The sequence below is a fragment of the Aliarcobacter vitoriensis genome (assembly GCF_048320235.1).
Classification (GTDB): Bacteria; Campylobacterota; Campylobacteria; order Campylobacterales; family Arcobacteraceae; genus Aliarcobacter; species Aliarcobacter vitoriensis.
The window spans coordinates 25658-51479 of sequence record NZ_CP182882.1 but is presented as its reverse complement, the minus strand read 5'-3'; the positions used below and the strand labels follow the sequence as shown (position 1 = coordinate 51479).

Genomic DNA, 25822 nt, shown 5'->3' with positions numbered 1-25822 from the left:
TAAATTTTTTATATTTTTTATTTTTATGGGAGAATTAATGAGTGCAAATAGTTTGCCAAAATATTACACAAAAACTTTGGAAAATGGTTTACAAATAGTAGCAATTCCAATGGAGAATGGCTCGAATGTAATTTCAACTGATGTTTTTTATAAAGTTGGAAGTAGAAATGAAGTTATGGGAAAAAGTGGAATAGCACATATGCTAGAACACCTAAACTTTAAATCTACAAAAAATCTAAAATCAGGAGAATTTGATGAAATAGTAAAAGGTTTTGGCGGAGTAAACAATGCTGGAACAAGTTTTGATTATACACACTATTTTATCAAATCATCTTCAAAAAATGCTGATAAATCTTTGGAGTTATTTGCAGAACTTATGCAAAATTTAACTCTAAAAGATGAAGAATTTCAACCAGAACGTGATGTTGTAGCTGAAGAAAGACGTTGGAGAACAGACAATAATCCAATGGGTTATCTACAATTTAGATTATTCAATAACACTTATATTTATCATCCATATCACTGGACTCCAATTGGATTTATGAGTGATATTCAAAACTGGACAATAGAAGATATAAGAGATTTTCATTCAACTTACTATCAACCAAAAAATGCGATTGTAGTTGTTGCAGGTGATATAAAAAAAGATGAAGTTTTTGAACTTGTTGAAAAACATTTTAAGAATATAAAAAATACAAAAGAGATTCCAAACGCTATTCATACTAATGAACCAAAGCAAGATGGAGAAAAAAAAGTAACTATATATAAAGATTCAGAAGTTGAAATGTTGGCTATGACTTATCATATTCCAAATTTTGAACATGAAGATCAAGTAGCTCTTTCAGCTTTATCTCAACTTCTAAGTAGTGGTAAAAGCTCTATTTTACAAAAAAATTTAGTTGATGAAAAAAGATTAGTAAATACAGTTTATGCTTATAATATGGAGTTAAAAGACCCTGGTGTATTTATGTTTTTAGCTGTTGCAAATGAAAATATTGATGCTTTAAAAATAGAAAAAGAGATTTTAGATATAATTGCAAAAATTCAAAAAGGTGAAATTTCACAAAAAGATTTAGATAAAATCAAAATAAATACAAAAGCAGATTTTATCTTCTCACTAGAAAGCTCAAGTGAAGTAGCATCTTTATACGGAACTTATCTTGTAAGAGATAATATAAAACCCCTTTTAGATTATGAAAAAAAACTTGAAAATTTAAAAGTTGAAGATATTGTTGAAGTTGCTAAAAAATATTTAGTAAAATCAAATTCAACAACTCTTATTTTAAAAAAAGAAAATAAATAAAGGAAAAGTATGGAAACAGTTATTGGTTCGATGACCGCACTTGTTACCCCATTTAAAAATGGTAAAGTAGATTTAGTAAAATATGAACAATTAATTAAAAGACAAATAGCACAAGGAATAGATGCTGTTTCTCCAGTTGGAACAACAGGAGAAAGTGCAACTTTATCACACAAAGAGCATAAAGAGTGTATTGAAGTTGCGGTTGCGACATGTAAAAATAGTGGTGTTAGAGTTGTTGCTGGTGCTGGTTCAAATGCAACTCATGAAGCATGTGATATTGCTAAATTTGCACAAGATATTGGAGCAGACGCTATTTTATCAATTGCCCCATATTACAATAAGCCTACACAAGAAGGACTATATCAACACTACAAAGCAATAGCAAATTCTGTAGATATTCCTTTTGTTTTATACAATGTTCCTGGAAGAACAGGAGTTGATTTACTTCCTGAAACAGCCATTAGACTTTTTGATGATATAGATAATATCAAAGGTATAAAAGAAGCAACTGGTTCTTTAGAAAGAGCAACTTCAATAATCTCTCAAAGAGAAGATTTTGTAGTAATTTCTGGTGATGATAGTGTAGATTTCCCAATGCTTGCAAGTGGTGCAAAAGGGATAATTTCTGTAACATCAAATCTACTTCCAAATTTAAAATCAAAACTTGTAAGTAGTGCATTATCAGGAGATTTTAAAACTGCTTTAGCAATTCATAATGAACTTTATCCATTAAATAAAATTCTATTTTGTGAGAGTAATCCAATACCAATAAAAGCAGCAATGTATTTATCTGGATTATTAGATACTTTAGAATTTAGACTTCCATTGACACAACCAAGTTCTGAAACTATAAAAAACTTAGAAAAGATTTTAATAAAATATGAGGTAATTAAATAATGAGTAATAACATGCAAGGGAAAACTTTAGTAATTTCTGGTGGAACAAAAGGTATTGGTAAAGAGTGTGTTTATAAATTCGCAAGTAATGGTATAAATGTAGCATTTACTTACAATTCAAATGGCGAAATAGCCAAAGAAATCTGTAAAGATGTTGAAGATAAATTTGGTGTAAAATGTTGTGCATATCCTTTTAATATCTTAGAACCTGAAAAATATGCAGAACTATTTGAGGAAATAGATAAAGATTTTGATAGAGTAGATTTTTTCATATCAAATGCTATGATTTATGGAAGAGCAGTTGTTGGTGGTTATGGTAAATTTATGAAATTAAAACCTAGAGGATTAAACAATATTTATACTGCAACAGTAAACGCTTTTGTATGTGGAGCACAACAAGCAGCAAAAAGAATGCAAAAAATTGGTGGTGGAGCAATAGTAAGTTTAAGTTCTACTGGGAATTTAGTTTATATTGAAAATTATGCAGGTCATGGAACAAATAAAGCAGCTGTTGAAGCAATGGTTAGATATGCTGCAAATGAATTAGGTGAATTTAATATTAGAGTAAATGCAGTTTCAGGAGGTCCAATAGATACTGATGCACTTAAAGCATTTACAAACTATGAAGAAGTAAAAGCAAAGACTGCTGAATACTCTCCTTTAAATAGAATTGGTCAGCCAGAAGATTTAGCACAATCTTGTTATTTTTTATGTACAAGTGATGCTTCTTGGATAACAGGACATACATTGATCGTTGATGGTGGGACAACTTTTAGGTAATGAGAAAATCATTAAATCTTCCAAATACTTTAGCACTTTTTAGAATAGCATTAGCTCCGCTAATGCTATGGTTTTTTATTGATAGACAAAATCCTATTTTTTCATCTTGGCATATATCTTGGTTTGATTATTTTGCAGGTTTAATTTTTGTAATAGCTTCTATTACAGACTTTTTTGATGGCTATATAGCAAGAGCTTGGAATCAAATGACAAAATTGGGTGGTATTTTAGACCCACTTGCAGATAAAATGTTAGTCTTAGCTGGTTTTTTAGGACTTATGGTAATTGATAGAGCAAGTGCTTGGGCTGTATTTTTAATACTTTCAAGAGAATTTTTCATAACTGGACTTAGAGTTGTTGCAGTTAGTGAAGGAAAAGATGTAGCTTCAACAATGGCTGGAAAAATAAAAACTGTTGTACAAATGATTGCTATTGGATTTTTAACTATGAACTGGCCTTATGCAACGTATATTTTATGGTTAGCTGTTATTTTAACTATATATTCAGGATATGAATATACAAGAGATTATTTCAAACATTAAGGGCTTTTTTTGGGAACTATAACTTTTATATTAGTTTTATCTTTTTTAGTTTTTTTTCATGAATTAGGACACTTTTTAGCTGCAAGATATTTTGGAGTAAAAGTTGAAAAGTTTTCAATAGGTTTTGGAAAAGCAATATATTCTAAATATTGGGCTGGAACAACTTGGCAATTTGCAATGATTCCTCTTGGTGGTTATGTTCAAATGAAAGGTCAAGATGATTCAAAACCAACTTTGGTTGAAACTGGGAATGATTCATACAACACTAAAAAACCTTGGCAAAGAATTATAATTTTATTTGCAGGACCTTTTGCAAACTTTATTTTAGCTGCTATTCTTTACTTTACTATTGCACTAATGGGAGCAAACACATGGGCAGCTCAAATAGGGAATGTTCAAGAACATTCTCCTGCTTTTTATGCTGGTTTAATGGCAAATGACGAGATAATAAGAATAAATGAATCAGAAATAAAATCTTGGGATGAAATAGGAAAAATCATAACAACAACACAAGGTGCTTTACAATTTTTTGTAAAAAGAAATAATCAAATTTTAGTAAAAACAATAGCTCCGCAAATTAGTGATAGCCAAAATATATTTAATGAAAAAATTCAAAAAAGGATGATAGGAATAGCTCCTTCAGGAAAAGTAATAACACTAGAATTGACTATTCCTCAAGCTTTAGTATATGCTTATGAAAAAACTATTTTTGCTTCTACTATGATTTTTCAGGGTATTCAAAAATTGATTTCAGGGATTATTCCATCTAGTGAAATTGGTGGTGTGATAACTATTGGAAAGGTTATAAGTGATGCTAGCGAAAGTTCATTTATAGCTTTACTTACAATTACCGCTTTAATTTCTGTAAATTTAGGAGTTTTAAATCTTCTTCCAATTCCAGCACTTGATGGTGGTCATATTATGTTCAATCTTTATGAAATGATTACTAGAAAAAAACCGAGTGAACAAGTTTTTATGTTTTTAACAATTATGGGATGGATAATTTTAGGATGTTTGATGATTCTTGGAATTTACAATGATATCAATAGAATATTCTTAAATAACTAATACAAATAATTACAACTAACTACAAATACCTATTTTTAGGCTTTTGTAGTTTCTAACAAAGATACATTAAGCTATATTAAAATACAATTATTTACAATTATCCCTACTTTTTTATAAAAAATCATAAAAAAGTAGGGATTGAACTCCAAAGGCGTAAATATGGCTACTTTAGAAGAAAAAATCTTACCATTTAAAATTAAATTAGAAGCTGGTGATAAAAGAGCTCAAGGAATGTATATTCTTTTAAAACCTAGTGAAGAAAAATATACATCTAAAGGTGTAACATCTACACCAAATAGAAATTATAAAATTGAAATAGCAGTTGAAGCAATATACAAAAATAAAAGATGTAGAGGTAAGAAAGTTTTTAATATTACCAAAGGAACATCTATTATAAGAGCTATTGAAAGTATGATTTCAAAACGAAATGAAATGATTACGATATTAAAAGAAAAAGGTACTTTAAAAACAGAAAGTATAAAATTGCCCAAAATAAATCCCAAAGATAGAAGTTTTGAAAATGTATATCAAGCTTGGATAAATGTTAAAAAAATTGATAAAAGAGCTAACACAATAAGAGTTTATGAAGTTTGTTATAAAAACTATTTGTCGAAAGCTTTTGACAAAATGCTTATTGATGATATAACAGAAACTCATATACAAAATTTAATAAATGAAGCTATAGAGAAAAAGAAAAAACCTACAACAATAAAAACAATTAAATTAGTAATGCAGCCTATTCTTGAACTTAATGATGTAATGTTAAATTGGAAAAAGATTGTATTTCCTAAGCATACAAGTGAAAGAAAATTTAAAGGAAGTGATGAAGATGCAATTAAAATCTCAAAAGCTCTACTATCATATGAACATCCAATTATGAGAGGAATATTTGCATTTTTACTTACAGGAAGAAGAATTAATGAAGTCCTACAATTAAAACATGAACATATAAACTACAAAAATAATGCTTTTACAATAGTTGCTGAAAATTCAAAAAATAAAAAAGAACATACTTTTAAACTACTGCCAATTTTATTAAATGCAATTAAAGAACAAAAAACAACAACTGGTAAAATTTTTCCTATGGGAAGAGATAATGCAATTTATCATTTTAAAAAATGTATGAGAAGTATTGATATACATAATATGGTTATGCATGATTTAAGAAGTATGGTAGGAGTAGTTTCACTAAGAAATGGTGCAGATATATTTTCAGTCTCAAAAATGTTATCACATACAAATTTAAGTACAACTCAGCGTTCTTATCTAACAGATGGTTCTGAATTAGCTCTAGGAGCTCAAACTACTATTGAAATGTTAATTAACTCTAATAATGAAAATATAATTGATGTTGAAATTGAAGATAATAAATTTTTGGCTATAAAAAAACTTTATCCTAACGCAACAGAAGAACAAATTAATCAAGCAATTATTATATTAGAACAAAATTAGTTTAATAATTTTTTAAAATGATACGATTAGACTTCATAATCGGTTCATTTTATGATACTATTATATTAATTATTCGGCTCAAAGGTTAAAAAATGGAAAATACTATTATAAAATGGATATGGCAACATAAAGATTATCCGAATTTTAAATATGATAAATCAAAGCTAACAGATTTACTTACTCAAATTGAGTACAATAGAGGAATACTTGATGGTATTTCAAAACTATTTAGTGGTGATGATATAGTAAAGATTGAAATTGAAACATTAACAGATGAAGCTATTAATACATCTTTAATAGAGGGCGAGATTTTAAAAAGACAAAGCGTTCATTCTTCTTTTAAGAAAAAACTAGATAAAGATTTTGATATAAAAAATGATAAGTATTCAACTATTGCAACTGATAATTTAGTAGAAATTTTAATTGATTCAAATTTAAATAAAAGTGATTTAAATTTGGATAGACTACATGGTTGGCATAACTGTCTATTTGAACATACACAATATAGTAAACTAAAGAAAATTGACATTGCAAAATTTAGAAGTCATAGTAATATGGAAGTAGTATCAGGTGCAATAGGACATGAAAAAGTTCACTATAAAGCAATTCCACTTGAAAAAATTGATGAAGATATTAAAAAATTTTTAAAATATTGTAATGAAAATTCTGAAAATATCTATATAAAAGCCGCACTTGCTCATATTTGGTTTGTAATAATACATCCTTATGATGATGGTAATGGAAGAATTGCAAGAGCAATTACAGATTATATTCTTTCACAAAATAACTCAAATATGCAATTTAAGTTATACTCTATTTCTACAGCAATAAATAAGGATAGAAAAGGGTATTACGACATTTTAGATAGAACTACAAATTTATTTTTAAATAAAGAGTTTGATTTGACTTCTTGGATTGTTTGGCATTTAAATATTTTAAATGAAGCAATCAAACAATCCCTAAAAAATATAGAGTATCTTATAATAAAAACAAAATTTTGGGATAAACATAGAGGCAAAGGACTAAATGAAAGACAAATAAAAGTTTTAAATAAAATACTTGATGTGGGAAATGAAAATTTTGAGGGTGGATTAAATACCAAAAAATATATATCTTTAACAAAAGTTAGTAAAGCTACAGCAGTTAGAGATATAACTGCCCTTGTAGAATTTGGTTGTATAAAACAAATAGATGGTACTGCTGGTCGAAATGTTAGGTATGAAATTAATTTAAAATAAGGTTTTTACATTTACAATATCTTCAAAAACTGGAAATGGTGGTTTTTCTTTTATGTTTATTTCATAGCCCAAATAATCTATAATTTGTAATACTTTTTTTAAACCAATATCAACACTATTTCCTGTTTCAAAATTGCTTATAGTTGCTCTTGAAATATGTAAATCTTTTGCTAGAGTTTGTTGAGATATATTTTTACTTTTTCGTAAAGTTGCTAGTTCTTTTCCTAATTCATAAAAATCCATGAAAAACCTTTTGTATAATATATTAGTCAATAATACTATTTATATTAATCTTTGTCAAATATTTTATACATATAAACTTAGATAAATTGAATACCCCCTCAAGTACAATCATTAATCGGCTCATTCTATGACACTATTATATTAATTATTCGACTCAAAGATTTAAATATGGAAAAATATTATAAATTTGAACATCAATTATCTTCTTTTAAAAATTCTTGCAATAAAATAACCAATCATCATTGAAAAGAGTGCCAAACTTCCCCAAACATAATTAGTAAATTCACTCCATAATACAAAAATTGTAGAAACTAGTATTAGGGCTTCATATTCTTTGTACATAGTAAATCTTAATATAAAGCCTAATGATATAAAAATTATGAATCCTAATTGCATTTATTTAAACCAAAATATTAATTAACCTAACAAATAATTTCTATCATTAAATTCTTATTTTCATATTTCTCAAATTTTCTTGTTTCAAGATTAGATAATTTTGCAGTTACTCCAGCTTTAAATAATGGTATTGATACATCAGCCATAACTTTTAATACGTTATTTACATCATTTATACCAGTTATAATACTTTTAATTTCAATTGTACTAGTTCTTTTTATTGTTCTTCCATCTTTAAAATCTTCATAAAGTTCTAAAAGCAACGGATGAGCTTTCAAATTTATTTTTTCAGTCAATATCCAAGTTTCAAGATTTTCTAGTGAAGATTTAACACCATTAGTTTCTTTTTCATCTTCAAGAATATGTTTAATCTCTTTTGTATTTAATTCATTTTTTTCTTTTTCATATTCTGAAGTTGCTTGACCTGAAATAAGCTTTTTTTTACCATCAACTTTTAAATCCAAATTATTTTTACTATTAATATTTTCTACAGATTTATATTCAACAGCCAAAGTTGTTTTAATTTTTGTAGCACCCAATTTTGAAACTAATTTAAATAAAATATTTTTCCAATTTTCAAAAGAAGATATATCAAAATTCATTACATCAAAATATTCATTATCTTGAAATGGTGACTTTATATACACAACACCCTCTTCTAAATTACTATTTTCTTTTAGTATTGGAACTATTCCACTTTCTTTTAGTCTTTTACCATCCTCTGTCATTTCCATTAAATATAATTTTTCTTCGTTTAGTGGTAGTATCATATATTCGCCCCTCTTATAATTTTATTAACAACATAATTATAATAATAATTGAGATTACTATTATAAATTTAAAATTAATATTTTTTTGCTTTGGTAAATTATTTACATCAAATTCATCACTAATTTCTATTAAATTTGCAGTTTTATTTATTAATTCTTTATCTACATTTTTATCCCAATAAATTAGAAAATCTCTAGTTCTTCCAACTGTATCTATGATTTTATGTTTTCCCAAAAATATATACTTATTTTTATATGTAGAAAAAAATGGTCTAGTTTTAACGTTTTTATATCTTAAAAATATCTCTTCAATATCTAATTTTAATTTTGCTTTTTCATCTTTTGATACTAAAGTAGCATCTTTTGCTATTAATATACCATCATTATTTTTACTCTGAACAAAAGCTATAACACTCATAAAAACTCCTTTATATATTACTTGTTGTTTTTTCTACATCACTTGTTATTATTTTTGCATCATCAATATCTTTAAAACTACCAAAAAATATTTTTGTTAAAGTGACATCTATAACATTATTTAAATCTTTTGATATTTTCTGAATAATTTCCTTTTCATTTGGCAATTTATCAACATGTGTACCAACTATAATAATTTTCTTCTTAGCTTTATTAATATTTTTTAAAAAATATAAATGCAAATAGACTATTTTTTGATATGTTTTTTGATTATCTGCATCAATAATATAATTTTTAATATAATCTGCTGTACTAAAAACATAAACTACATATTTATATTTATCATCATTCATTAATCTTTCCCAATGATTTTTAACAAATGTTTCATCTCCACCTAATTCAAGCATTTTACCAACTTCTGTAGCCTGATTTGTAGGAATATGACTTTCAATCAATTTTTTATTATGTATAAAATTAACTAAAGTCGTTTTTCCAGACGCAGGTGGTCCAATACAGAAACCTTTTCCACTATTAAAAAGGTGGTTAAAAAAATAACTTATCCATCTAAACATACAATCCACCTATTTTTTAAATCTAAAAACTTTATCAAATGTTCTTTTATATCACTTCTATACATTTTTGGTAAATATAAACCATTAGCAATTAAAAGATAATTCTCTGATACTACAATAAGGATTCATTTTACAGGTATTACTAGCTTTTGTCATTACATTATAATCTACACACTAGCACGTTTATTAAAAAGTCATAGCTACAGTATATATCTACAATTCTAAATACTAAAATTAGTAATCCTCATTTTATCTCTATTAGCATTTCTCTTGTTACTACAAGTTGTATAAAAAATTCTATCTTATTAAACTTAAAACTTGCTATTACAAGTCAAAAAAAGGTTTAAATTGAAACATATTGATGAGATGAGTGATACTTATATAAATAATTTTCATAAGATTATTGGACAAAATGTAAAAAGAATCAGAAAAGAAAAAGGAATAAGTCAATTAGATTTAGCCCATAAAATTGGACATAAATCTGTAAGTATCATATCATGTGCAGAGATAAATCATAAAAATAACCATTTTAATATAGAACATATACTAAAAATAGCATATGTTCTAGAAGTTGATGTTTGTGAGTTTTTTAAGGAAGGGATATAGTAAAACTTATTTTTACTTTTATAATATCTACTAAAAATAGATTTAAATTATTCTAATTCTAAAATATTTTGAATTCTATATATCATAACTTTTACTTTTTTACCTCATCTTACTATAAATAGAACTCTTATTTAAATTAGAAAAATCTTTTATATTTTGAATAGTTCATCAAATTTAAAAAAATATTTTTTCTTCTTTTCAGCTTTCTTAAATAATTTATGTAACAAAAATATATTTATACAATAACCTGAGGTTACTTCCCAATTTTCATCCATTCCATTTAACATTTTTATTCTACTTGAAATTCTTAATTCATCTAAATCAAAAAAATTACTACTATTTTTTTCATAATAAATATATATTAGAAATTCTATGATACAGCTAATATACTTTAAATTATTTTGTTCATTAAGCATTAGTATTGTCTTATCACTTAATTTATTAATTATCTCAGTAAAAATGAGTCTGCCTAAACTTCTAAAAGAATCATTCATTTCAGAATCTTTTATTCTTTCTTTTCTTTCTTTTATATTATAAATACTATTTAAATTATCAATTATTGGTTCAATATCTATATTTCTAAATTGATTTTCATCACAACCAAAACAAAAATCTTTTGATTTATATGTTTGAGTATTACATGTTTTACAATAATCATAATCTAAATTATATCTTTTATTATCAAATATTAAATAAGCATTATTTAAACTATAATCACTTACTTTTACAGCTAATATTGATTTATAATTTACATAATCTATTAAAAGTGATTGCAAAAAATTAAGATTTTCTTTAGGAAAAAAGAAATATTTATCATTATAATAAACTGAAAAATTTTTAAACTTATTTTCTTTATAATTTGATAATAATTTATCAATAAAAACTTTTCCTCTATTTGATAATTCATTTTTTAAACTATCATCTGTTAAATTTGATTTTAATAAAATTTCTTCAAATATAGATTTTCCCTTTGCAAAAATATGTTCAGGAATAATTACAATTGTTTGTGTTGTAGAACGTGAATAAGCGACATACAATTCATGTAAATCTTTTTCACTTCCCGATGTCATAATATAAATAATTATTGGTTTTTCCATTCCTCTATATTTTTGAACAGTTTGTACTTCTATACCATAATTAAAACTTTTTAAATTATTTCTTTCTATAGAAGAAACTAAAATTGTAATATTATCTTTTATAATATTTTTTTCTTCAAGATTTTTTATACAATCTAGAACTGTTTGTCTTGGATTATCAGTAACTATTTCTATTAAATCAAGAATATCTTGATTTCTAGGTGTAACTTGTTGAATAGAAGAATCAAACATTTCAAGTAACCTTTTATACACTTTGTAAGGTGATCTATAATTTAGCGTTAATGTAATTTCTTTTTCAATAGATAAAATCTTTTTCATTTGATTATTATCGATTCTACCTTCATGAGTAAAAGATTGTAATTCATCTGAAAATATATATATTTTTCTATTTTCAAAATATTTATATAAATAAGTAAGCCATACTGCACTAAATGACTGAGCTTCATCAATAATTAAAACATCAAAATTATTTTCTTGCGATTCAATAATATGCTTAAATATTTTATTCTCATTATTTACTGAATTTGTTATATCCTCTAATGTATTATAATTCATCAAAAATTTATGAAAAGTACTACATTCCACATTTCTTGTTTCTGACAATTCACCTGATATTTTTTCACTAATTATTTTATTAAATGTTAAAAATAAAATTTTATATTTTTCAGATAATAATCTAGCTAATATAATTGCAATAATTGTTTTTCCTGTTCCTGCTCTTCCTGAAATAAAAAACCTATCATTATTAAGTGCAATATCTAAAGAATCAGTTTGTTGCTCAGATAAACTTAGCCAAGTTTTATTATCATAAATGATTTTATTATTTAATTCATCAATTGATGTTGGCATAAGATAAGAAATAAGATTTTTCATATCTAATTCATTAATTGCACTCTTATATGGAAAAGATTTTTTCCAATAAAAGAAAATATTTTCTATTTTCTTTTCTAAATTAGAAAGATCATTTAAATCAAAAGTTATAAATGGATGATCGTCATTTAATTTTGAAGCAATACAATCAGGAAATCCAACAGCATAACCAATAAGATAATTTTTTAATATAGTAGTAATGTTTTCCCTAACAAAATGTGTATTAGTTCTCACTTGATGATATGGATTCTTTATTTGAGTATTATTAGAAGTGAAATAAGCATGTTCTTTATATGTGATTATACCGCCTTTAACCTCTATACACAAAATACCAAATTCTTTATTTATTATCACAAAATCAATTTCTCCTTCAGGAGAATATCTAGTAGTATTAATCATCTCTTTTGATAACCATGCTAAACTATGAATAATATGATAATCATCTGAAAAGTTTTTAAATATATTAAATAATTTTTTTTCTGCTGGAGAATTACAAATAGTAATATTATTTGGATACATTTTTGCCACTTACAACCCTTGCCATTTAAATTTTATTAACTTTATTCTTTAAAATATAATTCATGATACTATTTACTTATAAAAGTGTTTGCTTCATTATTTGAGATTATTATAAGCCTTAATATTTAATTTAATATTAATTTTTTGTACAATATATTTAAAATATTAATATCTTGAGTAACTTTTTGATGAATAAACTGGATAACCATCTATTCTTAATTCTGTATATGAACCCATATTATGCCTTTATAAAATTTGCTTGAATAAAAATATATAAAATCTAATTTCATAAAAAAATTTCTTGTATCATTTTTTTAATAGTCATATTTTCAAGCTTTGAAATTAAAGGTGTTTCATAATCTCTATGATCATGCCAATGTAAATCATCATTATAAATTAACCCTAAAAGATAATGTATTTCAGGGATAGAAATTCCACTTTCTTCACAAAATTCTAATTTTAATTTTGTTTTATGTGTAGCTATAAATTTATCTTTTAGTAACTGTGTTGATAGCTTTTCATATGCTAATTTTTCTATTTCAATTCTAACTCCAAGTAATACTGCGATTGAATCATAATCATGGGAAGATAAATATTTACCAACCTCATTTTTAACCATGGTATAAAAACTATGTGATTTTCCCCATGATTTTTTTAGAGCTAAAGTTTGAAATTCATTTTCTAAATTTACTTCATCTGGATGAAAATGAAAATGATGTTTACTTACTATTTCTTGTATTGAAGGGTGTTTTCTATGCTTTACTATATTTAAAAAGACAGAAGATATTCTAGATGTGTTACTAGCTAAATATCTTATCTGAAGTTTATGTTTATTAAAACTAAAATGCTGAAAATGAACTGGATCAAGATGGGTTAAGAGTATTGGATATAAATATCTATCCTGTACTTTAAATTCCTCTATTAATTTTGTAACATAATATTGAAAAGCCACCAAATTGGCATCATCTAGATAATCAAAAACTTCATCTATAACTAAAATACAATATTGCTTTTTAAAATCTCTTCTTGCTTTTTGAATTTGAGCAATAAACGATAAAATATCTCTTTGTCCATTTGACATTTGGTCTGCACTAGGAAATTCTATAATCAAGCTTTTTTTAGAAGCACTTGCAGTTTTTTTCTTTTCAGTAACAGATATTTTATGTCTTGTTGTATCAATAGTACTCAAAAGTTCATTATATAACTTTTTCTCTCTTGTATATAATAAATATTCTAATGCCTTTTTAAAAGTTCCTGTTTGAGATAGCCAAACAATTTCAATTGCCATTAAATATGAATCAATTTCAATATCTACAAATTTTTTAATTATATCAGCTAAATTTTTTAATGGCACTGTATTTGATAAATTAGATAATTCATTAGTAACTATAAAATCTTTTACAACTTCAGAAGTTCCTGTCTGAGTATTAATTCTTTCAATAATTGAATTTAAAGGATTTTCAAAAGTTGTTTTTTTAGTAAAATCTTTTATATCTACTTTTTTACTAAATAAATACCAAAATTCGAAGTTAGTCATCAATGTTGATTTTATATTCGGTAATATTTTCCCATTAACTCCAAATTTACCACTCATTGTACTTATAGCATATTCAAATTCAATTCTATCAGGTATTGTTGATATTAATTCTATATTTTCTGATTCTAATGATGAAGAAACTGCGGTAAATCTTCCTGTATTTCTCTTAGTACATTTTGCATATAAAGGACTATTGATTACATAATAATCAAATTTATTAGTGATACTATTTGTAGTATTAGTTGCCATAAAACTTGATGAGTCAAATGTAACTTTTAGTTCTGGCTGTAAACTTGCGTTTTTTAGATGAAAATTCTTTTCTTCAAGTTCTAATTTTGATGGTTTTAATGATTCAAATGCACATGCTATTGAACTTTTTCCAAATCCATTTGGTGCAACAAAAATTGCTGGTTTATTGGGATGTAAATCAACATTAAACTGTTTATTAGAAATACCTTTAATGTTTGTTATTTCAATTTTTTCTAACTTATTACTCATATTTATACTTTCGCCTCTCCACTTGAAAGTTTCGGTAAAAATCCATTTTCTCTTGTAAACTCATAATGATTTACCAATTTTTTCAACTCTGGTGATAATGGTGTATTCTCTATTATAATTACTTGTTCATTTTTAACATTTTCATAAAGATATTTATAAAAATTATCTGCTAGATTATTTGGTACTGGACCATCATCTTTTGTTTCATCTCCTTTATAAGGATTCAATGGGGAATCAATTAAAACAAATCCAATTTGAAAAGATTTATTTCTAAAATATTGCAACAAAGCAATTACAAAAGAGGCATATAAAATTGCTCTATATCCTTTACCATAATCTTTTCTATTTTTTGTATCAATTACAAAATCAAGTAATGTTTCAGAAAATCCAATTTTTGGGTCTTTTGGATTATCAAAACTAATTGCTTTTAATATATCTTCTATCTCTTGAATAATAGGAACCATCAAAGCACTTGTTAATTCTTGAAAAACAACTTTTGAAGCATCTTTTTTCTTATCAGTAACATTTATTGCATCTCTTTTTTGAACATATTCATCTAGTTTTTCTTTTAATGTTTTCACCCTAGACAATTCTTGTTTTTTATCAGAATATATCTTGATATTTTTGGATAAATCCTCTAAAAAAACTTTTATTTCCTCTTGAATCTTAATAATTACTTCGTTTAAACGTTTTTTATTTGACCCTAGGCTAGTCTCAATTTCATCTTTTTCAAATATAAAAATTTTTTGGCTCTCTTCTAGCTCTTTTAATAATAAATTTATCTTCAAAATTTCTGCATTTGTTGCTATTGTAAGTTCTGGGATATTGACAATCTCTTTTATATCAGAATCACATACAGGGCAATTTTTGTTTTTTGTGTCATCAAGATACTGTCCAGCCTCTAATGTTGCTCTTAATCTACCAATATCACTAATGTATTGTTTTTTGAGCAACTGAGCTCTTGTAAGTATTTCTTGTTTATTTATTAACTTATTTTCCTGTAAATGTATAGCTTTAACTAAACTATCTTTTTCATTGTCATATTTATTTAATTCACTTTTTGAACTTAGATATATTTCTTTATAATTTTTAATAGAATCATCTAACTTTTCAATTTGTTCATCAATTTTTTCATACTCAGAATCTTTCAAATCTTCATTAAGTTGGATTATAAGCTCATTATATAGTTCGAGTTTTCCTTTTTTGAAATCAATACTATTATTTTCTTGACTTGATACGATTGAACTATCATCTTCTTCTGTAAGCAAAAATTTTAAAGTATTTTTATCAAAAGTTTTTTCTATATATTGTCCTGTCGTAAGTAAAGAATTTTCAGTAACTATAGCAACTTCATCAATTGCAAAATATTTTTTTAAATTTTGAAAATATAAATTTTGAGTTGTACCCTTTTTATTTTTTCCTACTTTTTTGCCATTAATATTACAAATATTCAATAAAAAACTAGAAATTGTCTCATTATTACTTTGATTTGAAGCTTCAATAACTCTACTACTATTGGTAGAGTTATCAAATAAATTAAAATTTCCACCGTGTAAACTTCGTTCTAATTTATATTCTTTACCATCATAAGTTTCAATTATTAAGCTTACAAGATTATAGTTTTCTGATTCAGGTATAGATTTAGGGGGAGTACTTCCACCTAACATATAATTAATACATTGAAATATAAAAGTTTTTCCAGTATCTGATGAGCCAAAAATTACATTTAACCCCTTTTCAAACTGAATAGATTTTGTTTCAACAGCTGAACCGCTTAATTCTAATCTCTTTATAAAAAATCCATATTTACTCATTTATTAATCCTATCGTGCAATATGATATTTCACTACCCCATTTTGATTTATTTTCTGCAACAAATTGTTTGATATTTTCATATGTTGAATCTTTAAATTTTTCGCATACCCATTTAACTTTGTTAGATAAGTTTTTTGTATATTCTTCATTTAGATTATCTAAAAATGGGCTTGTAAGTTCACTTGCTAAATACTCTATACCTTTATCTGTATAATTAATTTCTACTAAACCTCTAGAAATAAGAAGCTTCAAACTAGAATGAATCAAATCTCTTTTGATTAATAATTCACCAAAACGATTTGGTAGTTCAGGATGAATACTTTCTTCTCCTCCAATATCTTTTGTATGTAAAGTAAAATAATCAAAATAATTTATCATTTCTATATCAAAACTTTGTGGATATATATTTTCTAATATGATCAAAATTCTTAAACTCATTTCAATTTCATTATTAAATAATTTTATTTTATTATTCATTTTCAACCCAACTAATTTTATTATCATTAACTAGATGGTGACAAAGCCCTTTTTTATCTATTGGTCTACAAATTTCTTTTAAGGGATTTGAATCTATAACAAGCTTACTTGCTTCGTTTTCAACTGATTTAACTTTTTTAAAAGAATTATCGTGTTCATCTTCGTAAGTATTTATTATTCCATCATAAACATCTTCTTTTAAATTATCAAAAATTTCATCAGGTAAATTATCCCTTGTTAATACCCTTAATTCTTCTGCTTTATAAAAACTTTTCCTTGTATCATTAAAATGTCTGTTATATTTTGTAGTGACTATGTCTTGAATTGTTTCTATTTTATCTTTTATTTCTGTGTTATAAGCTTTTAATAATTGTTGAATATATCTTAGCTCTTCATCTTGTTTAATTTCAGGTATAGACAATACTTCTCTTTTAGGAAAGTTTCCTCCAAACCGCATCAAATGATTTTTATGTTTGCTATGTTCTTCAACTATTATTTTGGGTTCAATTTTACTAAAAATATTAAAATTGAACTTTTCAAAATATTCGAGTAATTTTCCTTCTAGTGGAATTGACTTTGTATCAGTAATTTCATTTTTACATTTAGAATTCCACTGTTTTTTTAATTCATCTTTTAATTTTTTAGAATCTTGCAAATACTTTTTTAATTTAGTTCCAATTCCATTTGTTCCAATTAAATAATAATTATTTGGTACAGGATAATCTTTATTATAAGAATAATAAATAACTTTGCCAAACTCAACCCACATATTACTAGGACTTAGTGGAGCTGAATATCTTTTACATTGATAACAGTCCCACTCATAATTATTTGGATTTGTTTTTGGATCAGAAATATAGGCTATAACATCTACTCCTAAATCTCCTGCACCTCCAAGTCGTTCTATATTTTTTAAATAATATGTATCTTTCGTTTCAAGCCATTCTTCAATTAATGATTCCCAATCATCAGGAGACATTAACTTTATTCTATCAATTGGTAATATAGGTTTTCCAGCAGAAATTAAATTAGAGTTTATATATGCCATTTTATCACTCAATAGTGGCTATTTTTTAGAGTAAAACTTCTTTTAATTTTTCTATAAAATTTCATTTTCTTTTACCATATATTCAAAGTCTCCTAAACAATTTATACCTTAATCCTATCTAAAATATGTTTTAAATAACTTTATTATTAATTTTGATTTAATAAATATTTGTTTTATGTATCAATATTTTATGAAAAAAATAAAATCAACTAAATATTTATTTGTTTTAACAAAAAAATAACCTAAGTAAAACCAATTTACTAAAATTTTCATATGTGTAAGTCTCGATTACAATAAACAAGAAGATTAATTAAATCATCAACTACATTGCTAATATCTGGAATAATTCTATAATTATTTAAAAATAACTTATATATATCTCTTCTTCTCATAGTATCTTCAAAAAATGCATATGAATCAAGTTCTATATTTTTTACAATTATACTTCTGAAATATAAGATATGATAGCTTTCTATTAATCTATTTAGCAAGTTAGTATAAAATATCTTCTTATCAAAAAGATCATCAATCTTATTTCTATTAAAAAATCGAGTTTGAATTTTAAGTTCAAATCTAGTTATTGGTAACAATAGATTCTCTTTTAAGCTTTTATCATACAGATATGCTCTTTTCATTACATTTTTATGTGTATTATTAAATTTCTCTATGTAGTGAGTTCCTATGTTATACTGTTTTTCTAATGTTTTGTAATATTTTACTTTACCTACTTTTTTATTACAAAATGCAAACATATTTTTAAATGGTTTATCCACATCCACAAACAAATCAAGTCCTATTACTTCAAAATTAATAAAATTTAAATTTAAATAACTAATAACCTTCATTAGATATTTATTCATAAGATTATCTTTTTTGTAATTATAACTTTTAAGTCCTGCGAACTCTACTGTAACTGAAAATATAGGGACTATATTTTTTTTCTTCTTTATAAATATACTTTTGTTATAAGAACTACCAATAATTGATAAATACTTATTTTTTTGATAATATCCATTTATAAACAAGGAATTATTGTTAAAAGTATCTTTAAAATACATTTTCTCTATACCATCTGATAATAAACTTTTTAGAGCAGTAATAATTTCACTTTGTTCCTTTAAATCAAAGAACTCCACTCTTAACTTTATTCTATCTAACCCTGTTACAACATTATAAGATGCTTTGTAATTATTAACACTAATCATAATATGACCTCTAATATAAGATAGAAGATAATATGTAATCAGTATCAGAATATTTATAATATTTGGTTATAGATACCAGCTATTATAAACACATATAAAATATTTGTAATATTTGGCTTTTTATAAATTTAAAATATTTTAATTTTTCTAATATTTTTCAATAAAATCTTTTCCAATTAAAAGACATCATGAAAAAATAAATTATATTTATATAGCCTAAACCATTTAAGGCTTAGGCTATTTTATTGGAAGAATGTGTATTTAATTCTAGATAATTAATAAGCTGCTCTCTTGAAATATGAAGTTTATTTCCAATTTTTACAACTTCTAAATATCCATTGTAAACTAGCTTTTTTGCCATATCCGTTTTTATTAACCCAATTTCTTCAATCTCTTTTAAATTAAAAAGTATTTTATTTGGGATTATTAAATTATAATCTGTACTCATTTTTATCTCCTATCTTATTAAAATCATCCAATATTTTTTTAACTCTTTTTCTCTCTTTTTTATCTTGAAGTTTTTTGTACTGTTTTTGTAAATTCCCAAGTCCTGCTTTAGTCCAATCTTTGAATTTATTTTTACTCTCTTTGATTATGTAATAGTCAAATGCCAACATTTTAGCTCCTTTAATCTTTGATAATTTTGTGGTGTTAAAGCTTGTATCTAACTCAACTTTTAATCCAAATAGACCTTTTAGATTTTCAAGCTCACGAATTGTGAAATATCCTAGTTCTTGTTCAAAGCCATCTACTAAAGCATAGCAAGTATTATTATCTGATTTATCAATTTCTATTATGTACCAAGTCCAGTTAGAGCTTGGCAAAAATAATTTTACATAACATATTTTTTCTTCTTCATTTTCAGTTTCATATAGATTTGGAATTTTATTAATTATATGTTGTAGTATTAAACTCATTTATTTGTCTCCTTTTAATCTTAAATTCATTATTGAACTAGAAACTATTTGTACAGCTATTACTTTGTCATAATCTTGATGTAATAAATAAGATTGCTCCTCTTTGAAATTCTTAAATGCTTCATCAATATTATTTCCTTTTCCAGTTCCTAACAGTTGCATATTATGTGTAAGCTTATGGGATTTATCATAAGTAAATCCCTCTTGAGTGTAAAATATATAGTTTTTCATGAAAGCTCCACTTTAAGCAACATTTTCTATGGCTTTATACCAACTCTTTGATTTACTATCAAATCTAAATCCACAAGCTTTAATTGAATCTTTCTTAGAGTATATATCATCACCTGTTACAATTAAAAATCCATTTTGTTCAACAATATTTAATCCAAGATTATAAAGTGATTGATACTCATATTGGTTAAATGAAGTTGATTGATTTTGTTTTATATTTGGATGAGAGTATTGATTATTTCTTTGTTGGCTTTGATTATGGTTTGATTCTTGTTGATAAGTAGATGATGTATCACTTTGATTTAGATTTCTACTCTTATCATACAAAGAGTTTCCAAACTGATTACCAAAGCTTCTAAAAGCTCTTTTAATTGCATCTGTTACAGCTTCTTTTGAGGCTGATTCATTTGCATCTGCTAAAGTTTTTGAAATTCCTGTACCAAATCCTACATCCTCTTTTTCTATAAAAGTTGTATGAGTTTGGTTATAAATTTTTAAATTTACTATTGCTTTATAGCACAAGACTACATTTTCATTTTGATTATACTCTTGGCTTACTTGTTCTAATTTAGTAATTGTATAACTCCAATTACCAAATCCAAATATAGAGTTTGCAGTTTCAAATATATCAAATCCTTCTAAATATGAAAGGTTGATATTTCCTTTACTTCTATTTTTAACTCTTTTACTATCAAGTTCTTTATTTAAAGACTCTATTTGTTCTTTTGTGAACATTTTATTCTCCTTTATATATTTTTTTTATATTGATTTTTGTTTATGCGTTTTATATGATTATGTGTTTTTGAAAATAGTTAAAGTTTTTAGTTATTGCTTATTTGAGAGGAATATTAATTAAGCAACATCTTTTAAAGAGCCGTCATCTATGTCATTACTTAGAAGTTCAATAGTTATAGCTTCATTAGATGAACTCTTCTTTTTAGCATTTACTTTAACTTTTGCTTTATTTGTTGAAGTTTCTGTAATCGTTGTTACAATATCTTTTAACTCTTTTTTCCCTTTTGGGGTTTCTAGTGCTACTTTTATTGCTTCAATATCCGGTTCAAACTTTACATATCCCAAAGTCATAACAGCATTTTCATCAAGAACAACAATCTCTTGTTTAGTAGTTATTGATTCACTTTGTAAGGTTATTGAAGATATTACATTTCCATCAACTCTATCTACACCATTTTGAATTAAAACATCTGCAACTAACTCTTTTGCTAGAGTTAGTGCAGTTTGAAGTCTCTTTTTATAAGCTTGTAGCTCTTTTATATCATTAGCTATATACTCTACTTTTGAGTTTATCTCTTGTAAGCACAATCCAATATAATCAGCTTTTTGAAAGTAAGGTATATTTGGATCTTCTAAAATAGATTTTAAATACTCTTTAAAGTATTTATTATCACTATTTTCATTTAAATTCTCCATTTGTGTTTGAAGTTTATAATTTACTAATCTCATACACAATCCTTTAAGCTACTAAATAACCATCACATTTAAGTTGTGCAACTTGTTCAACTGCACTAAAGAGTTCTTTATTAAACTTAATAGTTGCATCAATTCCATTGATAGCTTTTGAAGTGAAGTTTTTATTAGTTACTAGATTTTTCATCTTTACACCACCTCTAATCATTGATTCTTGGATTCTATTATAAGCACTCCAAAGAGTATTTACTTCATCTTCTTCATAGTTTACTTTTAAAAGTTCATCAGCTTTAATATAGTGTGTATTTGTATCAAATCTAATATCTATTGCAGCATTAGCTAACATTTGCATCTCTGCATTTGTTAGATATATTGATTTAAAGGTTGACACTTGCTCTTTTATTTTTGGAATATAGCTTGTTACTTCCTCAATTGCATTTTTTACTTTTTCTTGAGTAAAGCCAACATGAACAATAGAGGTATGAATAAAGCTTTTAGATGGAACAACAAGCATATTAGAACAAACTATTCTAAAAATTGCCAAATCAACAATAAAGCTAGATGTTCTATTATGAGAGTTTGTTAAAACAATATCTTCATATTCATCTTTTGCATTTGGTCTAAGAAGATTTTCTAAACTTCTAAATTGGATTATATGTTTTTGATAACCTTGATTTTCTTCATCTCTTACTTTACTTTCACTAGCCATTATTGGATAGTATCCAGCATCTCTAAAAGTATCAAGAAGTTTATATGTTGGAACAAAAGCATATTTATCACTAACACCTTCAATTGGATTTTCACTAAAAATTGATGGAGCAACACTAATTAACTCTTCATTTGTTAGTGGTTTTATATTTTTTGACATGGATTTTTCCTTATTTATTTTTTGATTTTAAATTGTTAGGTTTATCTTTTAATTACTATTTGTAAGTAAATTAACCAACTTAAATACATAACATTTTGAACTTATTTTTTATCTTCATCTTTTAAGACTTCTTTTATTGCAGTTGCAATAGCAATTACAACAGATAGTATTGTCATAGGAGACATTTTAAGCTCCTAAGATTGGAGTATAAAAACTATTATTTATGGATAGGTTTTTTATATCTATAACCCTATTTTCTCTTACCAATTTTTTTAACTCTAATTCTTCTTTTTCTAAAGATAATTTTTTCTTCTCCAAACTATCTTTCATTTTTGAAAAGAGTTTAACTCTATAGCCATCAATTAGTTTTTGGTTTAAATTTGAAGGAATATTTAATACCAAACCATTTTCCTCTTTACACTTTTTTAGATTTTTTCCTATTTGCATTTCATCTCCTAAGATTTTTATTTACAAGGACTTATTCTTATCCTTGTCTACTCTTATGATATGTGATTGAAAAAAATTGGAATTAAAAAATTTATAAAAAATATTTACAGACCTCTTTAGTGAAAAAATATTCACAGGAGTTTAAAATGTTTGAAAAATACGATATGTTAATACCTCAAGGAGTAATCTTTAATCTTAAAGAAATAGAAGAAATGAAGATTATAAAAAGTGATATGGCTAAGAAGTTGATTTACAATAACGAATTAGAAGTTGTAAAAATTGGAAAGAAAATCCATATAAGTAGAACTGAACTTATTAGATTTTTAGTTGCTAATACTATTGGAGCTTTTGATAGTAAAGAAGGTTTGGAGTAATCAGATTACTCCAATCAAATTTTATCGTTTATATGTATAAGGATCATAAGATGGGGAATAAAGCTTTAGTTTGGTTATAAATAACATCTTTAAGTTCTTCTTCTGAGATTTCTAAGGATTCAGCAACTATTTTAAGTTTTACATCATTACGAAGTAAATTCTTTGCTATTTTGATTTTTAAATCAAATGTAGAATCTGGTATTTCAAGTTTTAAAGGTTTTATTTTATAACCTCTAAAAATTTTATTGTTTAATTCTGTAAAAAACCAACCATTAGGATTTCCATTCAAATTCATTTTAAATGATTTGCTCTTTTCAAAATGGTTAGCAAAGAATCTACCAATAGAAGCTTTTGATGCGTTTAAATCAAAATATGTCAATCTATAGAAAATAACACATAATCTTGAAGTAACAATTCCTTTGAAGTTTATCAAATTTAAATCTTCAATAAGTAAATTAGAAAGATCATTCCTATTACTAACATTGTATGTTGTACCTTTAACTAGTTTTTCTATATCAATTTGAAAAATATCTCCATAATTAAATAATACTTCATTTGCATTATTAAAAAAAATATTTCTAACATTTTGGAATATTCCAGGAAACCACGAATTAATATTTATTTTGATTTCTCTTTGTGGAATTGAATTTTTGCCATCATTATCAGAATCAAAATATTCACAAGTAATATTTCTATTAAAAAATTCAAATAAATCTTTTTTATTAGTTATTAAATAAACCATTTCATTTTGACTTTTATTTATATCAATAACAATTTTTTTTAATTTTTCTTCATCTGATTCAAGTACATCGAATTTGTATACCTCATTTCCATTTCCAGAAATAGTAGTATTATTTAGATTATCCGTTAAAATTAACTTTATATTCCTCAATATATTTCCTTTTATAGCCTTTTTGTAGTGATTATTATAATTTTATATACTTATATTATACTAATTATTTTATTAAAAATACTAATTAAATTTAATAATTATTAATTTTAAATAATAAAATACTATTTATATAATTATTAATAGAATTTAATAATTTATTTTATACTAATTGTAGATATATACTTTAAATTTTAATAATTAATATACGTAAAACTTTCTAATTAAAAAAAGGAGTCAAGTAGAAAGTTATATACAATATGTGATTAGTTTATATAAAAAGAAGAAATGAGTTTTATTAAAAATTTAAAACATAAAAATATAGATCAAAACTTTTTTCATAAGTTCTAAGTTCATTAACAAAACTATATTTTACTTCACTTATTTTGTATTTAAATATTTCTTGAAATTGATTACAATAAAAATCATATCCTATTAATAAAGTATATTTTATATAATTATGTACATTTAATTTGATGTTAGATAATATTGTACAACATGCAATATTATCCCTACTTTTTATTTAAAATATTTAATTTAGTAGGGATTAATTTAAACTAATAAATACTATTATATAGGATATGTCTAGTATTTATTTACAATATTAATAGAATATTTTTGAATGATTAGAGGGTAAGATGGATAAAAAAACAGCAACAAAAAATTTAGATAATTTAATAACTAAAGTTGAAGGGGCAAGATTAAAAATATCTGAGCACCACATTGTAAAAATTATTGGTATTTCAAAATACTCGACAACACAAGATATAAAAACACTTTATGAAGCAGGACAAAGAGCTTTTGGAGAAAACAAAGTTCAAGATTTAAAACAAAAAAGTGAAGAGTTAGAAGAACTTCCTATCGAATGGCATTTTGTAGGAACTTTACAAAAAAACAAAATCAATAACCTTATAGATTTAAACCCTACTTTAGTTCACTCTTTAGACTCTTTAGATTTAGCTCAAGAGTTAAATAAAAAATTAGTACTAAAGAATAAAAAACTATCAGCTCTACTTCAAATAAATTCTGCAAATGAAGATACAAAATCAGGAGTTGAAGTAAAAGATGCAGTAAAAATATATAAAGAGATTTTGGAAACTTGTCCAAACATAATATTAAAAGGTGTTATGTGTATTGGAGCAAATTCAACTGATACAAAACTTATAAAAGAATCATTTAATATTACAAAAAAAATCTTCGATGAATTAGCTCCATTTGGAGCAAAATATTGTTCTATGGGGATGAGTAGCGATTTTGAATTGGCAATTGCATGTGGTTCTAATATGATTAGAGTTGGTTCAACTTTATTTAAAAAATAA

At 24.9% G+C, this 25822-nt stretch carries 29 protein-coding genes; 10 read left to right on the top strand and 19 right to left on the bottom strand.

Translation table 11 applies throughout. The features are described 5' to 3' along the window. Positions 1-37: 37 nt before the first annotated feature. The 7 genes from ACNSOS_RS00305 to ACNSOS_RS00275 all read left to right on the top strand — a co-directional run bounded on the left by ACNSOS_RS00305 (position 38) and on the right by ACNSOS_RS00275 (position 7279). A complete protein-coding gene (locus tag ACNSOS_RS00305; RefSeq protein WP_418185483.1) occupies positions 38-1303 on the top strand; it encodes a M16 family metallopeptidase in 1266 nt (421 codons plus the stop codon). A 9-nt stretch (positions 1304-1312) separates the two neighbouring features. Continuing rightward, complete coding sequence (gene dapA, locus ACNSOS_RS00300) at positions 1313-2200, top strand: 4-hydroxy-tetrahydrodipicolinate synthase (RefSeq protein WP_113909132.1); 888 nt, start codon at positions 1313-1315, stop codon at positions 2198-2200. Then, complete coding sequence (locus ACNSOS_RS00295) at positions 2200-2979, top strand: enoyl-ACP reductase (protein WP_418185482.1); 780 nt, start codon at positions 2200-2202, stop codon at positions 2977-2979. The genes dapA and ACNSOS_RS00295 overlap by 1 nt, the downstream gene beginning before the upstream one ends. After that, positions 2979-3521, top strand: coding sequence for a CDP-diacylglycerol--glycerol-3-phosphate 3-phosphatidyltransferase (gene pgsA, locus ACNSOS_RS00290; protein ID WP_418185481.1), 543 nt, complete (start codon positions 2979-2981; stop codon positions 3519-3521). Before ACNSOS_RS00295 ends, pgsA begins: the two co-directional genes overlap by 1 nt. 9 nt (positions 3522-3530) lie before the next feature. Then, the gene (gene rseP, locus ACNSOS_RS00285) at positions 3531-4589 is read left to right on the top strand and encodes an RIP metalloprotease RseP (RefSeq protein WP_418185480.1); all 1059 of its coding nucleotides are present in this window, start codon (positions 3531-3533) and stop codon (positions 4587-4589) included. Between the two features lie 159 nt (positions 4590-4748). Continuing rightward, positions 4749-6041, top strand: coding sequence for a tyrosine-type recombinase/integrase (locus ACNSOS_RS00280; protein WP_418185479.1), 1293 nt, complete (start codon positions 4749-4751; stop codon positions 6039-6041). A 92-nt stretch (positions 6042-6133) separates the two neighbouring features. Next, the gene (locus ACNSOS_RS00275; RefSeq protein WP_418185478.1) at positions 6134-7279 is read left to right on the top strand and encodes a Fic family protein; all 1146 of its coding nucleotides are present in this window, start codon (positions 6134-6136) and stop codon (positions 7277-7279) included. Here the strand turns inward: ACNSOS_RS00275 and ACNSOS_RS00270 are convergent. The 5 genes from ACNSOS_RS00270 to ACNSOS_RS00250 all read right to left on the bottom strand — a co-directional run bounded on the left by ACNSOS_RS00270 (position 7271) and on the right by ACNSOS_RS00250 (position 9677). Further along, entirely contained in the window at positions 7271-7522 is a 252-nt protein-coding gene (locus ACNSOS_RS00270; protein WP_418185477.1) for a helix-turn-helix domain-containing protein, read from the bottom strand. The genes ACNSOS_RS00275 and ACNSOS_RS00270 overlap by 9 nt on opposite strands. Before the next feature lie 198 nt (positions 7523-7720). Next, positions 7721-7864, bottom strand: a complete 144-nt coding sequence (locus ACNSOS_RS00265) for a hypothetical protein (protein WP_418185476.1) — start codon at positions 7862-7864, stop codon at positions 7721-7723. 80 nt (positions 7865-7944) lie between these two features. Then, positions 7945-8688, bottom strand: coding sequence for a hypothetical protein (locus ACNSOS_RS00260; protein WP_418185475.1), 744 nt, complete (start codon positions 8686-8688; stop codon positions 7945-7947). A 13-nt stretch (positions 8689-8701) separates the two neighbouring features. Then, on the bottom strand, positions 8702-9106 hold the full coding sequence (locus ACNSOS_RS00255; RefSeq protein WP_418185474.1) for a hypothetical protein: 405 nt from the start codon (positions 9104-9106) through the stop codon (positions 8702-8704). A gap of 10 nt (positions 9107-9116) precedes the next feature. Continuing rightward, complete coding sequence (locus ACNSOS_RS00250; protein ID WP_418185473.1) at positions 9117-9677, bottom strand: hypothetical protein; 561 nt, start codon at positions 9675-9677, stop codon at positions 9117-9119. 348 nt (positions 9678-10025) lie between these two features. Between ACNSOS_RS00250 and ACNSOS_RS00245 the strand changes: the two genes are divergently transcribed. Beyond that, positions 10026-10283 carry a helix-turn-helix domain-containing protein gene (locus ACNSOS_RS00245; protein WP_418185472.1) on the top strand — a complete coding sequence of 86 codons (258 nt, stop codon included), beginning with the start codon at positions 10026-10028 and terminating at the stop codon, positions 10281-10283. A gap of 149 nt (positions 10284-10432) precedes the next feature. Here ACNSOS_RS00245 and ACNSOS_RS00240 read toward each other — a convergent pair whose 3' ends face one another. From ACNSOS_RS00240 to ACNSOS_RS00180, 13 genes are all read right to left on the bottom strand, one after another. Further along, positions 10433-12769, bottom strand: coding sequence for an NERD domain-containing protein (locus tag ACNSOS_RS00240; protein ID WP_418186318.1), 2337 nt, complete (start codon positions 12767-12769; stop codon positions 10433-10435). Positions 12770-13055: 286 nt separating this feature from the next. Further along, entirely contained in the window at positions 13056-14804 is a 1749-nt protein-coding gene (locus tag ACNSOS_RS00235) for a hypothetical protein (protein WP_418185471.1), read from the bottom strand. Positions 14805-14806: 2 nt separating this feature from the next. Further along, a complete protein-coding gene (locus ACNSOS_RS00230) occupies positions 14807-16618 on the bottom strand; it encodes an AAA family ATPase (RefSeq protein ID WP_418185470.1) in 1812 nt (603 codons plus the stop codon). After that, complete coding sequence (locus tag ACNSOS_RS00225) at positions 16611-17096, bottom strand: ABC-three component system middle component 2 (protein ID WP_418185469.1); 486 nt, start codon at positions 17094-17096, stop codon at positions 16611-16613. Before ACNSOS_RS00225 ends, ACNSOS_RS00230 begins: the two co-directional genes overlap by 8 nt. Continuing rightward, positions 17089-18156, bottom strand: coding sequence for an ABC-three component system protein (locus ACNSOS_RS00220; protein WP_418185468.1), 1068 nt, complete (start codon positions 18154-18156; stop codon positions 17089-17091). Before ACNSOS_RS00220 ends, ACNSOS_RS00225 begins: the two co-directional genes overlap by 8 nt. Before the next feature lie 257 nt (positions 18157-18413). Continuing rightward, a complete protein-coding gene (locus ACNSOS_RS00215) occupies positions 18414-19349 on the bottom strand; it encodes a hypothetical protein (RefSeq protein WP_418185467.1) in 936 nt (311 codons plus the stop codon). A gap of 232 nt (positions 19350-19581) precedes the next feature. Further along, a complete protein-coding gene (locus tag ACNSOS_RS00210; RefSeq protein WP_418185466.1) occupies positions 19582-19797 on the bottom strand; it encodes a DNA-binding protein in 216 nt (71 codons plus the stop codon). After that, positions 19781-20266: a DUF2958 domain-containing protein gene (locus tag ACNSOS_RS00205; RefSeq protein WP_418185465.1), complete on the bottom strand. Its 486-nt coding sequence runs from the start codon at positions 20264-20266 to the stop codon at positions 19781-19783. The genes ACNSOS_RS00210 and ACNSOS_RS00205 overlap by 17 nt, the downstream gene beginning before the upstream one ends. Continuing rightward, positions 20267-20497 carry a hypothetical protein gene (locus ACNSOS_RS00200; RefSeq protein WP_418185464.1) on the bottom strand — a complete coding sequence of 77 codons (231 nt, stop codon included), beginning with the start codon at positions 20495-20497 and terminating at the stop codon, positions 20267-20269. 12 nt (positions 20498-20509) lie between these two features. Next, on the bottom strand, positions 20510-21232 hold the full coding sequence (locus ACNSOS_RS00195; protein WP_152059515.1) for a Rad52/Rad22 family DNA repair protein: 723 nt from the start codon (positions 21230-21232) through the stop codon (positions 20510-20512). Between the two features lie 117 nt (positions 21233-21349). Continuing rightward, entirely contained in the window at positions 21350-21961 is a 612-nt protein-coding gene (locus ACNSOS_RS00190) for a siphovirus Gp157 family protein (RefSeq protein ID WP_418185463.1), read from the bottom strand. A 10-nt stretch (positions 21962-21971) separates the two neighbouring features. Continuing rightward, positions 21972-22793, bottom strand: coding sequence for a DUF932 domain-containing protein (locus ACNSOS_RS00185; RefSeq protein WP_418185462.1), 822 nt, complete (start codon positions 22791-22793; stop codon positions 21972-21974). 186 nt (positions 22794-22979) lie between these two features. After that, positions 22980-23240: a hypothetical protein gene (locus tag ACNSOS_RS00180; protein WP_418179005.1), complete on the bottom strand. Its 261-nt coding sequence runs from the start codon at positions 23238-23240 to the stop codon at positions 22980-22982. A 146-nt stretch (positions 23241-23386) separates the two neighbouring features. On the opposite strand from ACNSOS_RS00180, the gene ACNSOS_RS00175 reads away from it, so the two are divergent. Next, positions 23387-23614, top strand: coding sequence for a DNA-binding protein (locus ACNSOS_RS00175; RefSeq protein WP_418185461.1), 228 nt, complete (start codon positions 23387-23389; stop codon positions 23612-23614). 43 nt (positions 23615-23657) lie between these two features. Here the strand turns inward: ACNSOS_RS00175 and ACNSOS_RS00170 are convergent, their stop codons facing one another. Then, the gene (locus tag ACNSOS_RS00170) at positions 23658-24506 is read right to left on the bottom strand and encodes a hypothetical protein (protein ID WP_418185460.1); all 849 of its coding nucleotides are present in this window, start codon (positions 24504-24506) and stop codon (positions 23658-23660) included. Between the two features lie 635 nt (positions 24507-25141). Between ACNSOS_RS00170 and ACNSOS_RS00165 the strand changes: the two genes are divergently transcribed. Further along, positions 25142-25822 carry a YggS family pyridoxal phosphate-dependent enzyme gene (locus tag ACNSOS_RS00165; RefSeq protein WP_418185459.1) on the top strand — a complete coding sequence of 227 codons (681 nt, stop codon included), beginning with the start codon at positions 25142-25144 and terminating at the stop codon, positions 25820-25822.

Coding starts and splice junctions, on each gene's coding strand:
- ACNSOS_RS00215 (WP_418185467.1), bottom strand. CDS start 19,349: ATGATTAGTGTTAATAATTACAAAGCATCTTATAATGTTGTAACAGGG.
- ACNSOS_RS00200 (WP_418185464.1), bottom strand. CDS start 20,497: ATGAAAAACTATATATTTTACACTCAAGAGGGATTTACTTATGATAAA.
- ACNSOS_RS00180 (WP_418179005.1), bottom strand. CDS start 23,240: ATGCAAATAGGAAAAAATCTAAAAAAGTGTAAAGAGGAAAATGGTTTG.
- ACNSOS_RS00175 (WP_418185461.1), top strand. CDS start 23,387: ATGTTTGAAAAATACGATATGTTAATACCTCAAGGAGTAATCTTTAAT.
- ACNSOS_RS00275 (WP_418185478.1), top strand. CDS start 6,134: ATGGAAAATACTATTATAAAATGGATATGGCAACATAAAGATTATCCG.
- ACNSOS_RS00195 (WP_152059515.1), bottom strand. CDS start 21,232: ATGTTCACAAAAGAACAAATAGAGTCTTTAAATAAAGAACTTGATAGT.
- ACNSOS_RS00210 (WP_418185466.1), bottom strand. CDS start 19,797: ATGAGTACAGATTATAATTTAATAATCCCAAATAAAATACTTTTTAAT.
- pgsA (WP_418185481.1), top strand. CDS start 2,979: ATGAGAAAATCATTAAATCTTCCAAATACTTTAGCACTTTTTAGAATA.
- ACNSOS_RS00280 (WP_418185479.1), top strand. CDS start 4,749: ATGGCTACTTTAGAAGAAAAAATCTTACCATTTAAAATTAAATTAGAA.
- ACNSOS_RS00250 (WP_418185473.1), bottom strand. CDS start 9,677: ATGTTTAGATGGATAAGTTATTTTTTTAACCACCTTTTTAATAGTGGA.
- dapA (WP_113909132.1), top strand. CDS start 1,313: ATGGAAACAGTTATTGGTTCGATGACCGCACTTGTTACCCCATTTAAA.
- ACNSOS_RS00230 (WP_418185470.1), bottom strand. CDS start 16,618: ATGAGTAAATATGGATTTTTTATAAAGAGATTAGAATTAAGCGGTTCA.
- ACNSOS_RS00305 (WP_418185483.1), top strand. CDS start 38: ATGAGTGCAAATAGTTTGCCAAAATATTACACAAAAACTTTGGAAAAT.
- ACNSOS_RS00265 (WP_418185476.1), bottom strand. CDS start 7,864: ATGTACAAAGAATATGAAGCCCTAATACTAGTTTCTACAATTTTTGTA.
- ACNSOS_RS00190 (WP_418185463.1), bottom strand. CDS start 21,961: ATGAGATTAGTAAATTATAAACTTCAAACACAAATGGAGAATTTAAAT.
- ACNSOS_RS00260 (WP_418185475.1), bottom strand. CDS start 8,688: ATGATACTACCACTAAACGAAGAAAAATTATATTTAATGGAAATGACA.
- ACNSOS_RS00240 (WP_418186318.1), bottom strand. CDS start 12,769: ATGTATCCAAATAATATTACTATTTGTAATTCTCCAGCAGAAAAAAAA.
- ACNSOS_RS00225 (WP_418185469.1), bottom strand. CDS start 17,096: ATGAATAATAAAATAAAATTATTTAATAATGAAATTGAAATGAGTTTA.
- ACNSOS_RS00185 (WP_418185462.1), bottom strand. CDS start 22,793: ATGTCAAAAAATATAAAACCACTAACAAATGAAGAGTTAATTAGTGTT.
- ACNSOS_RS00295 (WP_418185482.1), top strand. CDS start 2,200: ATGAGTAATAACATGCAAGGGAAAACTTTAGTAATTTCTGGTGGAACA.
- ACNSOS_RS00270 (WP_418185477.1), bottom strand. CDS start 7,522: ATGGATTTTTATGAATTAGGAAAAGAACTAGCAACTTTACGAAAAAGT.
- ACNSOS_RS00255 (WP_418185474.1), bottom strand. CDS start 9,106: ATGAGTGTTATAGCTTTTGTTCAGAGTAAAAATAATGATGGTATATTA.
- ACNSOS_RS00165 (WP_418185459.1), top strand. CDS start 25,142: ATGGATAAAAAAACAGCAACAAAAAATTTAGATAATTTAATAACTAAA.
- ACNSOS_RS00205 (WP_418185465.1), bottom strand. CDS start 20,266: ATGAGTTTAATACTACAACATATAATTAATAAAATTCCAAATCTATAT.
- ACNSOS_RS00235 (WP_418185471.1), bottom strand. CDS start 14,804: ATGAGTAATAAGTTAGAAAAAATTGAAATAACAAACATTAAAGGTATT.